Raw genomic sequence first — 11,773 nt, 5'->3', positions numbered from 1 at the left:
CAGAATTGCGCCTGTTGTTAAAAATCCCCATCAAACATTCATGTTATGCCAGTTTAGCTAAAGTAACCTATTAACTAGACTTTTCTATTTACTACTTGAGGAGGTTGTTCAAACCATTTTTCTTTTATTGCTAAAAGTAGACCTTGACCATAATACTTCTTCATATCCTCAGATATTTTATCCAATTTAGAAACAATATCCGTTCTTAAACTGGAAGTCATAGCCTGACTTATCATGGCAAAACAGAATATTCCCAGACATGTATTCGTAAAAAACAACATTAACTTATCGGAAAATGGAGGCATCTCTACATCGGAAATTTTATAGTCCCCTGATGCTGATATTGGAATATTTTCTTTTTCAAGAATTTCTTGAAGTGAATCTAACACTTTTTGGAGTCCATCTCTGCCTTTACTAAAATGTTGTTTTAAGTCTTTTGTTTTCGCTAATTTACTAAACGTGACAAATACCATTTTTGAAAACTGTGCTCGATGAACAATTCTGGATAGATTTGCAATTTCAGGAGCATTTAAAGGTCTAGATCCACCAAAAAACCCATTAAGATATATCATAGAATCAGCTATTTCTACCTCGTTATCGATTGCTACTTGTGGAGGGCTCAAATATACTCCTTGTGATAACATCAAGTCTAAAAGTTCATTCTGGATTTTTACAAAAAAGGCAATGTTTTTTTGGAAATGTTCTCGGACATCGTTTCTAGTGCAATCTGATAATGCAATTGGATATGTACTCATCGCTAGGTATGTAAGATCAAAACAAAAAAATAAAATAAATGTATCGGAAAATACCTTGGGTACGCCAACCCTTACGTCTTCATCCGTAAAACCAAGAGGAATAGTGAGATTATCTTTGATAAAAATCTCCTTGAGTTCATTTATGCTATTTTCAGTTTGATTTAACATTTTTTCGATTACTTGTTTTGTTTCGTTACTTTGAGTACTTGCATAAAAATATTCAAAAAGTCTAAGTTCCATACTGCTCTTTAAATAGGATGACCAAAGGTTAGATACCTCGCTTGAGGTTAATTCTGCAAGAGGCATATGGTTTTTTGGATCACTCATTTTATTCACTCCTTTCCAATTAGTTTTTCCAATCTATCACTTAATATTATTCTCCTCGTTCACCCTTTTTTATAGATGGGAATCGGAGCAGGAAAGGGCGGAGTTACAACGATAAGGAAATTACAATAATAAAAAAAGCCAATTTCTCAGTAGTAAATTGAGAAATTGGACGGACTGCTACAGTTACTGTGGACGGGGTTTGTATTATTCCGCAGCTAAAGCCTGAGCTTTAGTTACATGAACTGTTCCGGCGGGGTGTTGTGGAGGAGCGTATATAGAATAAAGTTTTAAAGGGATATTACCTGTATTGGTTACATTATGCCAGGTGCCTGCAGGGATCATAATCGCAAAATCATCATAAACGTTTTGAACAAAGTCTAAACGCTCTCTTGTCTTCCCCATTTGCACAATACCCTGACCTTGTTCAATCCGTAAGAATTGGTCAACGTGAGGGTGAATTTCTAAACCAATGTCTTCACCAACATTGATGTTCATTAGTGTCACTTGCAAATGATTCCCTGTCCATAAAGCGGTACGATAGGTATTGTTCTGCCTCGCAGCCTCATTAATATTGACTACAAAAGGTTTCCGTCCATAATCTTTTGCCTGATTTCTTGCGTGATCATGCATATTCCAGTAATTAGGATGTCCTGTATAATTATTATATATTGGGGCATTAGGTTGATATGGATTTGGATATGAATACATCCAAGGGCTATAGTACATTAAATTCAATCCCTTCATAGATTAATACAAATTATCGTATGCACTATTTTATGGGAAGGTACTTAATGTGTGAGCTACTTTTCCGGTGCTCACGGGAAGTATAGACCCCCTTATTTTTACCAGGGCGATATTTTTCCGGTGCTTACGGGAAGAATAGACCCCTTATTTTTACCGGGGTGCCACTTTTCCGATGATCACGGGAAAAATAGACCCCCTTATTTTTTACCGGGACTACACTTTTCTGGTGCTCACGGGAAGAATAGACCCCTTATTTTTACCGGGGTGGCACTTTTCCGGTGCTCACGGGAAGAATAGACCCCTTATTTTTACCGGGGTGGCACTTTTCCGGTGCTCACGGGAAGAATAGCCCTCTTATTTTTACCGGGGTGGCACTTTTCCGGTGCTCACGGGAAGAATAGACCCCTTATTTTTACCGGGGTGCCACTTTTCCGGTGCTCACGGGAAGAATAGACCCCTTATTTTTACCGGGGTGCCACTTTTCCGGTGCTCACGGGAAGAATAGACCCCTTATTTTTACCGGGTCACTACTTTTCCGGTACTATCGGGAAGAATAGACCCCTTATTTTCACCGGGACTACACTTTTCCGGTGCTCAAAGGAAGAATAGACCCCTTATTTTTACCGGGACGACACTTTTCTGGTGCTCTCGGGAAGAATAGACCCCTTATTTTTACCGGGGTGGCACTTTTCTGGTGCTCACGGGAAGAATAGACCCCCTTATTTTTACCGGGGTGGCAACTTTCCGGTGCTCACGGGAAGAATAGACCCCTTATTTTTACCGGGGCGACACTTTTCTGGTACTCACGGGAAGAATAGACCCCCTTATTTTTACCGGGGCGATATTTTTCCGGTGCTCACGGGAAGAATAGACCCCTTATTTTTACCGGGACGACACTTTTCCGGCGCTCACGAGAAGCATAACCCCGGATGTATATCATCTACTCCATGGATTTTAGCCAGTTAAATAATTCCATCACTGTCTAAATAACACGCACAAAAAAGCCATACAATATTCTAATTGCATGGCTAACCAAATTTGTTTTGACTGACTAGTTTGATAAACTAAAACTTGCGAAATTACAATTTCAGTACTGTTTCCCATATATTCTGATTTACCGGAATACCGTCTCTAAGGTTGTCCGCACGCTCCTTCGCGGTCCTTTCGCCTGGATAAAGGATATCCGTAGCACCAGCCATCTTTGTTGAGGTTTTAATATAGGCAGACATCTTTTCTATGTATGAATCAGCATATTCCTCCCCTGCATATTGCGAAGGATTTATAGCGATAAATACCTGTGAAATTCCTGAATCCTGTCGTTCCATCCGCAAATCGAAAGTAGATCTGCCAACTGATAGTGCGGAAACGACCATATCAATCGCTATGGAGAGACCGGATCCCTTCCAAAAACCTGCAGGAAGGACTTTACCTCCATTTATAATAGCATCCGGGTCATCCGAAAGATCCCCATCCTCCGTATAACCTCCCACAACCGGCAATTTCTTTCCGGCTAACGAATAGGTTTGAAGTTTACCATATGAGAATTGAGACTGTGCCATATCCAAAAGCAAGTGTCTTCCACCTTTATGGGGAACCGAGATGATTAAAGGATTGTTGCCGATACGGTCTTCATTACCACCCCATGGCGGCATATTAGGAAATGTATTTGTCATGCAAATCCCGATACACCCTGCGTTGGCAGCTCTTAATCCGTAGGTGCCTCCACGAAGCCAGTGGGTTGTATTCTTTAGTGCAACACAGCCTAAACCATAATCTTTCGCCAATTCAACAGCCCTGTCCATGGCAATGGACGCATTGATAGGACCGAAACCTAACTGCCCATCCCATTGTTCAAGGGCCCCGATACTGTTCAGTTTCACAGGCCGCATCCCCGGCTTAATAACTCCGTCTTCTATCGCTTTAACAATGGAAGGAAACCTGTTTAAGCCATGAGAGTACACCCCATCACAGCTGTTGTCAGCTATTATGGATGCTGCGGTTTCCGCAGTTCTCGTATCAACTCCCCTTTTTATGAGAACTCTTTTGAACTCACCTTTCATTTCATCATATGATATACGCATTATTCAGGCCACCTTATTATTACTAGTAAATTACCCGGAAATATCTAAATCCCTAGGTTTCTATATGAAACCTTGTTCTAGTACATAACTTCATCCGACTCCAGCAAAAATCTTTTTAGGATGCAAAGCCCTTTCTCCAATTCGTCGGAGTCTTTAGGAGATGTTAGTGAAATACGAATAAATTGGGGAGATTCCTCTTTTTTGACCAAGAAACGATGTGAATGATAAACATGGATCCCCCGGGTTAAAGCAAAATGCTCAAACTGGTTTAGCTGCCATTCTTTATGCAATGGTATCCAGCGAAAATAACTAATAGGGTTTTCGTATTGATGATTGATTTGAAAATACTTCTGGTATATCTGGTTCCGTTCTTGAGAAATTTTTCGCTTTTTCTTAACGATTTGTTCAGCAGCCCCTGTATTAATTAATTCTGTTACAATTTCTGCATTTAAGGCCGATGTTTTTACGTTCAGATTAAAGATTCCATAGGTGATTTTTTCAGTAAACTGATTGGCGTATGCGACAAATGCAACTCGAATGCCGGAGCTGAGTGATTTAGCAATACTCAGGATATAGACAAACTTTTCCGGCACAAAATGTGAAATAGGGAAATAGCCATCCGGTGCCAGGAAAGAGTATACGTCATCCTCTATTAAAATAAGCCCGTGTTTATTGATGACCTCTGCTATTTCCTTTCTGCGATTCATATTCATTGTGACAGCTGTAGGATTATTGCAGGAGGGACTCAAATATATTCCCTGCAATGAATTTGTTTTGCAGACGGCATCTAATCTCTCCGGATTTATACCTAGCTCATCCCCCTCAATAGGGATTAATTGAATTTTCAACATCTTGGCTAATTCCATAAAATTAGGATATGTATAGATATCTACCGCAATTTTATCTCCCGGATGAAACAAGGCCATCAAAATCAGCGAAAACGAATTTTGCCCCCCTGAAGTGATGGCAATATTTTCAATGGATACATCCATGTTAAAACGCTGCATCCACTTTTTGGCTGCCATTCGATGATAAGGCATTCCCAACGGGTGCCTGTAATCTAATAAATTTTCCAGATAATCTTTAGCCGCAATGCTTTTAATCGCTTGTGCGACGAATGAGTTTGTGTGATCAAGGGGCTTGATGATTCCCATCTCTATAACATTCTTATTCTCGTCACTATCTGCCATGAAAATAGCATTTTTTATATTGGGAGTAACAAAGGTTCCCCTTCCAGTAACGGCATAGATTAATCCTTTCACTTCGCAGATTTTAAAGGCCCTTGTGACAGTGCTGAGGTTAACATCAAGATAATCTGCCAGTTCTCGCTGAGGAGGAAGCTTCGTATTGGGTGCGAGATAACCATTGAGAATATCATATTCAAGCAAACTAGCAATCGATTGATACAATGGAGTGACAAGCTGTTTTTTATCTGGCTTCCACGACATAGGGTAATCTTCAAATGAATTAACTGGCATATCATTCCCCCTCCTCGAAAAATTGTATTGCATACAATTATATCATTGAAGCCATACAATCAGGATGGTAAAGTAATCTTTATACAAATAATTTTTTACCAGGGGGTGAAGGATGATGAACATTAGTGAAAACACTATTTTGCGGGAAGAAAGCAGCTTCCTTGCCGGTGTACGGGATTGTCTGCCCACTGTACTTGGTTACTTAAGCATTGGATTTGCGGCCGGTGTTGTGGAAAAAACCGCAGGACTCTCGATTGTTGAAATTGGGCTGATCTCCTTGCTTTTATATGCGGGTTCTGGTCAATTTATTGCTGCCGCGATGATTGGGGCTAATAGTCCCGCGCTAGCGATTATCTTTACTATTTTCTTTATTAACCTCCGCCATCTGTTGATGAGCGCGGCTATATCGCCTTATTTCCGTCATCTTACACCCTTCAAGAATGTATTAATCGGTTCTTTACTTACAGATGAAACATTTGGTGTAGCAATGAATGAAGCAGCAAGTAAGAAAATGCTCAGCGAAAAATGGATGCACGGCCTAAATATAACGGCTTATTTAAATTGGTTCCTTGCCAATCTTGCAGGAGCATTTTTCGGAGAGTGGATTTCGGATCCGGAAAAATTCGGACTTGATTTTGCCTTGCCGGGCATGTTTATTGGCCTTCTTGTCCTACAGATGTTCAGCCGAAGGAAATGGATGAAGGATGTTCTTGTTGCACTTAGTGCTGTTGCGATTGTGGTAGGGGTAAGTTTAGTGACATCTGGAAGCGTAGGGGTTATTGTGGCGACAATCATTGCCTCAACCATAGGGATGGCGGTGGAAAAATGGAAGTAAGATGGTCTATCTTTTTAATTATTTTTGGCTCAGCCCTTGTCACATTCATTCCAAGAGTGCTTCCCATTGCGATCTTAAGTCGTGTAGAACTGCCAGAATGGGCCATGCGCTGGTTGAGCTACGTTCCGATTGCCGTTATGGCAGCCTTAGTGGGGCAAGAATTGCTCATGCCAAACGGAAAATTGGCACCTTTGACAGATAACCTTGAACTAATCGCCGCGCTGCCCACTTTTCTTATTGCCATTATTACACGCAGTTTGTTAGGAACTGTTTTAGCTGGAATCATCTCTATCATGGTGTTGCGTTTTGTGTTTTAAATAAGTAAACATTGATTGGAATACATGCAGGATCAATCTTCTAACCTATTAATCAATATTGATGTTAAAAACTCCTCAAAAACTTTTTGGGGGGTTTTTTCTATTATCAAATACTGCAATTCACCACATACATAATCGTTTTATTATCAAACGAAATTAAAACGTAATATAAAATAACTTATCTACCCTTCCTTCTCAAATTCCATTTGTAACAGCATCCGCTATCAAAGCGCATTATTTATGTAAATTTCCTCCACATTTCTCGGAATCTCAATATATTACACTTTTGCTTTATGAATTTTCAAGAACAGAATTTATATTATGTTTTTGTAACTAACTTTTAAAATATGTATTGTAAATTAGTAACATTGACACTATAATAATATTTGAAATATTCAAAATCTTAAGGGAGAATGGTTTTTTGAGTATTGAAAGCGTCACCAAAAAAACGGGGGGTCTGTTAATGAAAAGTTTTAAAAGAAACGCTTTTTTACTAATCGCCTTAGTTCTATTACTTTCCGCGTGCAGCTCTGGTGCCATTAACACAACCACAAAAGAAAAAGATAAAGATACCAAAACTAACACGGAAGAGAAAGGAACCATCAAAATCGGCGCTCTCCTTCCAACAAGTGGTGTGTATGCTTCTTTGGGTGAGAATCTCCTAAATGGAATGAAATTGTATTTTGAACAGCAGAATTGGGAGGTTGCCGGGAAAAAGATTGAAATTGTCCAGGAAGATGATGAATCGGATCCTCAAGTTGGACTGAGAAAACTCAGAAAATTAACCGACCAAGACCAAATTAATATTTTAACAGGAACGGTAAGCACTGCCGTTGCCTACGCCATCCGTGATGAAGTGGATAAACGAAAACTTCCTTATATTAATTCACATGCCGGAGGCAACGATTTAACACGAGCCAAGAGAAGCGATTATATTTGGCGGTCCTCATTCAGTTCTTGGCAAATTGGCCATTCAATGGGTGAATGGGCTTATAAAAATATCGGGAAAAAGATCTATGTCACTGCCGCTGACTATGCATTCGGCCATGAAGTGGCCGAGGCATTTAAAGCAGCCTATACAGCAGCTGGCGGAAAGGTTGTCGAAGAGGTTTACCCGCCCCTTGGAAACAATGACTATTCCTCCTATCTTGCAAAAATGAACCGTGATGACATTGACGGCATATATGCTTTCTATGCGGGAAGTGACGCGGTAAGGTTTGTCCAACAATACAACCAATACGGATTAAAAGGGAAAATTCCGTTAATAGGCTCCGGCTGGCTTACGGCTGAGGATGTCCGTCCGCAGCAAGGGATGTCGCCAGATGGCATCACCGCCTCGATTTTCTGGGACTACAGCATAAGTACACCAGAAAATAAAGCGTTTATCAAAGCCTATGAGAAGAAATACAACAGCCGTCCTAGTATTGAATCAGCAGAAGGATACGATGCGGCGATGATTATCGCAGAAACAATCAAGAAACTAAATGGAGATATTTCCGACTCCGCCAAAGTTGTGGATGCCATGTCCTCTATCAAAATTACAAGTCCAAGGGGTCCAATTAGTTTTGATAAAGAAACACATAACGTGATTCAAAACCTTTATATCGTGAAAACAAGCGTTGTCAACGGAAAAACAGAAAATAAGGTGATTGATACAATTGAGCAGGTTGTAGATCCCGGAAAGTAAGCGCTCAACTAAAATAGTTAGCTATATTCATATCTAGTATGATGTCTTGTTATATGTCTATGGAAAGAGGCAATCAATTCATTGCCTCTTTCTTTTCAAGATTGGGATGACCACTAATTGAAGGAGGTTACACATGAGTACCCTGCTGCTCCAACTGATCAATGGGTTCAGTTACGGATTTCTACTATTTATTATTACTTGTGGAATCACGATTGTATTTGGAATCTTAGGAGTTTTAAATCTTGCCCATGGTTCCTTCTATCTTCTCGGTTCTTATCTTGGCTACTCGCTCATCATGAAGGCGGGTTTGCCGTTCTGGGCTGCCTTGGCGGCAGTTCCACTCATCATTGCCGTACTTGGGTATATGCTGGAAACGATTATACTGCGCCCGACCTATAAACTGGGTCACCTTTCACAGGTGCTCTTAACTTTTGGGCTTGCCTACATTTTTCACGATCTATTCGCGATCCTGTGGGGAAAAAACATGTTAGTAGTTGACCCGCCGCCAGCACTGAATATGTCGATTCAACTTGCCGGGTATTCTGTTCCTGCCTACCGTATCGCTCTCATTGTAATTGGCTTGGCAATTGCCATATTTCTGTGGTTTTTCCAAGAAAAAACGAAATGGGGTGCCGTCATCAGGGCCGGTTTGTCGGATAAGGAAATGGCAGCAGGGCTCGGCGTTAACATTCACCTTGTCTTTACGTTCGTATTTGTCCTGGGAAGCCTGTTTGCCGGTGTAGGCGGGGTCATTGGGTCACCGATACTTGGGGCGTTTCCAGGAATGGAATTCCAAATCCTCATCCTATCACTGGTCGTGCTCGTAGTAGGCGGACTCGGTTCGGTGTCAGGCACCCTTATTGCCAGCCTCCTGGTCGGATTTGTGGAAACCTTTAGCCGCTACCTTGTACCGGAACTTAGCTTGATTATTACCTTTGCATTAATGGCAGTCGTGCTCGTTGTTCGCCCGCAAGGTCTGATTGGAAGGAGAGTATAGATGAGGAATCTGCCTGTAAAAGGACCGCTGCTGTTTTTAATCATGGTATTTGTGCCTTTCTTTTTAAGCATATTTTACGTTAATTTGCTGACGGAGATTTTCATTCTTGGCGTTTTTGCCCTCAGTTTAAATATCCTTGTCGGGCAAACTGGCATGGTGTCATTGGGCCATGCCGCTTTCTTTGGTTCCGGTGCCTATGCAGCCGGGCTCGCGGCAATACATGTAAGTACAAACACATTCCTGAGCATTGCGGCCGGCCTGTTGGCGGCATTTCTACTGGCGGTCATCATTGGTCTGTTTTCGACCAAAGCAAATGGTTTTTATTTCCTTATGCTTACTTTGGCATGTTCGCAAATCGTTTATTCGATTATCTACCAATGGAGGACCGTCACTGGCGGGTCAAACGGATTAACCGGGATTGCTCCGATTGACTTGGGTGCAAATATCGTTCTTTCCAATCAAGTATGGGTTTACTACTTTATCCTAGTCGTATTTACGATTGTATTAGTCTTCATCAACAGGTTTCTGCATTCCCCGTTAGGTTCGGTTTTGATCGGAATCAAGGAAAATGAAGAACGAATGAAATCAATCGGCTACAATACCGCCCTTTATAAAAATATCAGCTTTATCATTGCCGGTACACTTGGCGGACTTTCCGGCAGTTTATATGTTATTTTCAATGGATTTATTTCACCGGCAGAGGTTTATTGGACCGCCTCGGGATCTGTTTTAATTATGGTCTTAATCGGAGGGGCCGGTACATTATGGGGACCTGTCATTGGCGCTGCCTTTATTGTCATTTTGGAAACGCTCATCAGCTCCTACATGGAAAATTGGATGATGATTATCGGAGCAGTATTCATTATCTTTGTCATCTTTGCACCTGATGGAATGGTTGGCATTTTAAATGCATTAAAGAAATTCTTTGTTCAGCCGAAGAAACTGGAAGTGGATGCCGACGAGCCAATCATAAAGCCAATCAAACAGGAAACTAAAATGGATGGATAGGTGAATTCAATGGAGAAGGATAAAATTCTATCACTCAAAGGTCTTTCAAAACATTTTGGCGGCATAAAAGTCATTGAACACGTGAGCCTGGATGTAACGGCGGGAGAACGGGTCGGCTTAATTGGCCCCAACGGCGCCGGCAAGTCGACCCTTTTCAATATGATTGCCGGAGATCTTGAGCCCTCCGGAGGAACGATTCACTATTATGGGGATCGTATCAATTCTATGCCAAATTATAAACGGACACAAAAAGGCATCGTCCGCACATTTCAGAAAAATAATTTAATGATGGGTTTAACGGTAAGAGAAAATATATTACTCGTTTTACAGCGAATCAACCAAAAGCACACGCAGTGGTGGAAACAGGCAACACCGGGAAATTATCAGCTCCTGTTTGAACATGCAGGCAGCCTCCTGCATGAATGGGGACTTGAAGAATACAGCCAAACGAAGGTAAAGGACTTATCGTATGGAGTACAGCGCCAGATCGAAATGATTATGGCCATTGCCGGGAACCCGAAGCTGCTTTTATTGGATGAACCTACAGCAGGCATGTCACAGGTGGAGACGGACCAGATTATTTCATTGATTAATAAGCTGCCAGTTGAAGTGACGATCATGATGATTGAGCATGATGTGGATGTGCTATTCGGCAATACCGATAGGGTCATTGTTCTGCATGCCGGAACTTTAATTGCCGATGGCAGCCCGGAACAAGTGAGGGAAAATCCGGAGGTAAAAGAAATCTATATGGGCAAGGAGGTAATCGCCAATGCTTAGCCTGAAAGATGTTCATAGCTACTACGGAGCAAGCCATATCCTTCAAGGTGTCAATCTTGAGGTGAAAAAAGGAAGTGCAGCGGTTCTGCTTGGAAGAAACGGAATGGGGAAAACCACGGCCATTCACTCCATCATCGGGTTTGTTACGAAAAAAGAAGGAGAGATTTCCTTCGAGGGAGAAAATGTGATCAATCTTAAAAGCCATCAGATTGCTAGGAAAGGAATCGGTATTGTCCCGCAAGGAAGAAGAATCTTTACAAATTTATCCGTCAAAGAAAATTTAACGGTGTTTGCCAATCAGGAGCAAGGCGGCTGGGACCTCGAAAAGGTTTATAAGCTGTTCCCTCGGTTAAAAGAACGGGAAAAATCACATGCCGGGAATTTAAGCGGCGGCGAACAATCGATGCTGTCGATTGGCAGAGCCTTGATGCGCAACCCGAAAATCCTCCTTCTGGACGAACCGACAGAAGGACTGTCTCCATTAATGGTCGGCGAGGTAATGGAGGTTATTGTCAAACTGAAAGAAACCGGAATGTCGATGCTCCTGGTGGAGCAGAACATCGCAACAGCCTTAAGTATTGCCGACGATGTCTACATTATCAACAAAGGCAGGATTGTCTACCACGACCGCCCTGAAGAGCTGAAGAAAAACATGGATATTGCCTACCACCATCTTGCGATCAGCTAAAAATAAGCTAAGGCGGCCAATTTGGCCGCCTTTACCTTTTTGTCTTTGATCATTGTGAATGTTAAAAGGGATTAAC

General features: G+C 41.6%; 11 protein-coding genes. 7 read left to right on the top strand and 4 right to left on the bottom strand.

Annotation, left to right across the window (positions count from 1 at the left end):
• Window positions 1-74: 74 nt before the first annotated feature.
• From QNN06_RS03335 to QNN06_RS03320, 4 genes are all read right to left on the bottom strand, one after another.
• Window positions 75-1,082: a DUF3231 family protein gene (locus tag QNN06_RS03335; RefSeq protein WP_284036972.1), complete on the bottom strand. Its 1,008-nt coding sequence runs from the start codon at window positions 1,080-1,082 to the stop codon at window positions 75-77.
• A 204-nt stretch (window positions 1,083-1,286) separates the two neighbouring features.
• Complete coding sequence (locus tag QNN06_RS03330) at window positions 1,287-1,808, bottom strand: cupin domain-containing protein (protein WP_284036971.1); 522 nt, start codon at window positions 1,806-1,808, stop codon at window positions 1,287-1,289.
• Between the two features lie 1,097 nt (window positions 1,809-2,905).
• Window positions 2,906-3,907: a 3-dehydro-L-gulonate 2-dehydrogenase gene (gene yiaK, locus QNN06_RS03325; protein WP_284036970.1), complete on the bottom strand. Its 1,002-nt coding sequence runs from the start codon at window positions 3,905-3,907 to the stop codon at window positions 2,906-2,908.
• A gap of 77 nt (window positions 3,908-3,984) precedes the next feature.
• Complete coding sequence (locus tag QNN06_RS03320; protein ID WP_284036969.1) at window positions 3,985-5,385, bottom strand: aminotransferase-like domain-containing protein; 1,401 nt, start codon at window positions 5,383-5,385, stop codon at window positions 3,985-3,987.
• A 115-nt stretch (window positions 5,386-5,500) separates the two neighbouring features.
• On the opposite strand from QNN06_RS03320, the gene QNN06_RS03315 reads away from it, so the two are divergent.
• The 7 genes from QNN06_RS03315 to QNN06_RS03285 all read left to right on the top strand — a co-directional run bounded on the left by QNN06_RS03315 (window position 5,501) and on the right by QNN06_RS03285 (window position 11,697).
• Window positions 5,501-6,220 (top strand): AzlC family ABC transporter permease, encoded by a 720-nt coding sequence (locus tag QNN06_RS03315; RefSeq protein ID WP_213118797.1) that lies wholly within the window; start codon window positions 5,501-5,503, stop codon window positions 6,218-6,220.
• On the top strand, window positions 6,211-6,537 hold the full coding sequence (locus tag QNN06_RS03310; protein ID WP_213118798.1) for an AzlD domain-containing protein: 327 nt from the start codon (window positions 6,211-6,213) through the stop codon (window positions 6,535-6,537). The genes QNN06_RS03315 and QNN06_RS03310 overlap by 10 nt, the downstream gene beginning before the upstream one ends.
• Window positions 6,538-7,000: 463 nt before the next feature.
• Window positions 7,001-8,224 carry an ABC transporter substrate-binding protein gene (locus QNN06_RS03305; RefSeq protein WP_213118799.1) on the top strand — a complete coding sequence of 408 codons (1,224 nt, stop codon included), beginning with the start codon at window positions 7,001-7,003 and terminating at the stop codon, window positions 8,222-8,224.
• 133 nt (window positions 8,225-8,357) lie between these two features.
• Window positions 8,358-9,221, top strand: coding sequence for a branched-chain amino acid ABC transporter permease (locus QNN06_RS03300; protein WP_213118800.1), 864 nt, complete (start codon window positions 8,358-8,360; stop codon window positions 9,219-9,221).
• Window positions 9,222-10,229 carry a branched-chain amino acid ABC transporter permease gene (locus QNN06_RS03295; protein WP_217033209.1) on the top strand — a complete coding sequence of 336 codons (1,008 nt, stop codon included), beginning with the start codon at window positions 9,222-9,224 and terminating at the stop codon, window positions 10,227-10,229.
• 9 nt (window positions 10,230-10,238) lie between these two features.
• A complete protein-coding gene (locus QNN06_RS03290; protein ID WP_213118802.1) occupies window positions 10,239-11,009 on the top strand; it encodes an ABC transporter ATP-binding protein in 771 nt (256 codons plus the stop codon).
• Complete coding sequence (locus QNN06_RS03285; RefSeq protein WP_284036968.1) at window positions 11,002-11,697, top strand: ABC transporter ATP-binding protein; 696 nt, start codon at window positions 11,002-11,004, stop codon at window positions 11,695-11,697. Before QNN06_RS03290 ends, QNN06_RS03285 begins: the two co-directional genes overlap by 8 nt.
• Window positions 11,698-11,773: the final 76 nt, after the last annotated feature.

The organism is Neobacillus sp. 114 (genome assembly GCF_030127045.1).
GTDB classification, from domain to species: domain Bacteria; phylum Bacillota; class Bacilli; order Bacillales; family Cytobacillaceae; genus Neobacillus; species Neobacillus rhizophilus.
Note: the sequence above shows the minus strand (reverse complement) of the source record. Positions and strands in the feature narration are given on the sequence as shown.

Excerpts from the sequence above, each read along its gene's own strand:
- QNN06_RS03290 (WP_213118802.1), top strand. The coding sequence starts at position 10,239 with ATGGAGAAGGATAAAATTCTATCACTCAAAGGTCTTTCAAAACATTTT.
- QNN06_RS03315 (WP_213118797.1), top strand. The coding sequence starts at position 5,501 with ATGAACATTAGTGAAAACACTATTTTGCGGGAAGAAAGCAGCTTCCTT.
- QNN06_RS03330 (WP_284036971.1), bottom strand. The coding sequence starts at position 1,808 with ATGTACTATAGCCCTTGGATGTATTCATATCCAAATCCATATCAACCT.
- QNN06_RS03335 (WP_284036972.1), bottom strand. The coding sequence starts at position 1,082 with ATGAGTGATCCAAAAAACCATATGCCTCTTGCAGAATTAACCTCAAGC.
- QNN06_RS03295 (WP_217033209.1), top strand. The coding sequence starts at position 9,222 with ATGAGGAATCTGCCTGTAAAAGGACCGCTGCTGTTTTTAATCATGGTA.
- QNN06_RS03300 (WP_213118800.1), top strand. The coding sequence starts at position 8,358 with ATGAGTACCCTGCTGCTCCAACTGATCAATGGGTTCAGTTACGGATTT.
- yiaK (WP_284036970.1), bottom strand. The coding sequence starts at position 3,907 with ATGCGTATATCATATGATGAAATGAAAGGTGAGTTCAAAAGAGTTCTC.
- QNN06_RS03285 (WP_284036968.1), top strand. The coding sequence starts at position 11,002 with ATGCTTAGCCTGAAAGATGTTCATAGCTACTACGGAGCAAGCCATATC.
- QNN06_RS03310 (WP_213118798.1), top strand. The coding sequence starts at position 6,211 with ATGGAAGTAAGATGGTCTATCTTTTTAATTATTTTTGGCTCAGCCCTT.
- QNN06_RS03320 (WP_284036969.1), bottom strand. The coding sequence starts at position 5,385 with ATGCCAGTTAATTCATTTGAAGATTACCCTATGTCGTGGAAGCCAGAT.
- QNN06_RS03305 (WP_213118799.1), top strand. The coding sequence starts at position 7,001 with ATGAAAAGTTTTAAAAGAAACGCTTTTTTACTAATCGCCTTAGTTCTA.